The 2,010-nt window shown below is 59.2% G+C and carries 1 protein-coding gene; it reads left to right on the forward strand.

Annotated features, from left to right (window positions below; all coding sequences use genetic code 11):
• Window positions 1–330: 330 nt before the first annotated feature.
• Window positions 331–2,010: recombinase family protein (locus J8I82_RS37545; RefSeq protein ID WP_209765655.1), on the forward strand; the 1,680-nt coding region annotated here is incomplete at its 3' end.

Consider the following 2,010-nt stretch of genomic DNA (forward strand, 5'->3'; position numbering starts at 1 on the left):
AGGTCGCCGCCAACAATAGAGCAAACTGCCGGGTAAGATTGGGCCTGCGCATTTCGAGGGAGTGTCTGGCGCCCTGGTCCAGAAGCTGTGCTGACGTCAATGTGGACCTTGTCCTTGAGACGGTCGCTCCCGCTGACAGGCAGGTGCAGCGATGACCCGAAGACGTAAGAAGTGGAGCGTGCGTCTGGCCTTCGAGCCGAACCGCTATGCCCAAGAACAGTTGCAAAAGGCCTACGAGCAGATCAATCCGATCGAAGCACGCGCGACGGCACAGCCGTCCGCTACGCGGCCTGCGGAGCCCAGGCAAGCGACCATCAAGCGAGGTAGACGATGAGCAAAGCTGCGATGGTTGCGCTCTACGCGCGGGTATCCTCCGAACAGCAAAACAAACGCGGCACCATTGAATGCCAGATCGCTGCACTGAAGGAGCGTATTTCAGCTGACGGCGCGCAGATCGTCGACGACATGTGTTTCGTTGACGCCGGGGTGAGCGGTGCGACGCTGATCAGGCCACAGTTGGAGCGACTCAGGGACTGTGCCGCGCTCGGTGCGATCGATCAGCTGTACATCCTGTCACCGGACCGGCTGGCGCGCAAATATGCGCACCAGGCGCTGCTGATGGAAGAGTTCTCGGCCTGCGGTGTCCAGGTGGTGTTCCTCAATCACGCGATCGGTACGACGCCAGAAGAGTCGCTGTTATTGCAGATGCAGGGCATGATCGCGGAATACGAACGGGCGAAGATCGCCGAGCGTCACCGTCGTGGCAAGCTTCACGGCGCAAAACGCGGCAGTGTCAATGTCCTGTCCGGGGCGCCCTACGGCTACCGCTACATTCGCCGGCAACTCGACGGAACGCCGGCCCGGTACGTTATCGAGTTGCCCCAGGCTGCAACAGTCCGGGCGATTTTCCAGTGGGTGGGGATGGACCGCCTGAGCATAGGGGACGTGGTACGCCGCCTTGCTGAGTCGGGTACCGTGACGGCATCGGGCAAGCCGTACTGGGACCGCAGTGTGGTGTGGGGCATCTTGCGCAATCCTGCCTACATGGGGCGAGCCGCGTTCGGCAAGACGCAGTCGCGCGATCACCTGCAGGTCCGCGTGCGTGCACAGCGCCACAGTGCCGACGTGCCCAGAAAGCCGTACTCGACAACACGCACCGAACCGCAGGACTGGATCGAGATCCCAGTACCGGCCATCGTCAGCGAGGCGCTGTTCCAGGCGGCTCAGGAACAGCTTGCCGAGAACCGCAAGCTGGCGCGCCAGAGGCGCGAGAGTGCACCGCTACGCCTGCTGCAAGGGTTGACGGTATGCGGCCAGTGCCATTACGCCTATTACGCAAAGAAGGTGAGCAAGGCTGCGGCTAAGGGGCATCAGCGGGACTACGCTTATTACCGCTGTGTTGGGACCGATGCCTACCGTTTCGGCGGCCACCGCATCTGTGACAATCTGCAGGTACGAACAGACAGGCTCGATGAGCTGGTATGGCAGCAGGTTGTGGAATTGCTCAAGCATCCAGAACGATTGAAGAGCGAATATGAGCGTCGACTGGATATGATGGAGCGCAACGAGAAGAGTGCCTTCGACACGAGCAACTTAGAAAAGCAGCGGCTGCAGCTAGAAAAGGGCAAGTCCCGGCTGATCGACAGCTATGCGGACGGTATCCTCGATAAGTCCGACTTCGACCCAAAGATGCAGCAGTTGAAGAATCGGCTGGAGCAGATTGAGCAGCAGATCCTTGAGTCCAGACAGCAAGGCGCGGTGCAAAGCGAGCTGTTTCTAGTCATTAATCGGCTCGAGGAATTTGCAGGCGCCGTTACCGAAAGACTGGACACGATTGATCTTGAGACGAAGCGCAGGATCGTATTGGGTCTGGTCAAGCGCATCGAAATCCACAAGGATGAAATCGTCGTTGTGTTCAGGGTTGATCCACAGCCTGGGACTCTTGACAGCGAAAATTCGAATGATTCAGACGACGGAGTGAAAAGTATGCAACGTTGTAAGCGGCGTAGT

The sequence above is a fragment of the Cupriavidus consociatus genome, assembly GCF_017814975.1.
Taxonomy (GTDB): Bacteria; Pseudomonadota; Gammaproteobacteria; order Burkholderiales; family Burkholderiaceae; genus Cupriavidus; species Cupriavidus consociatus.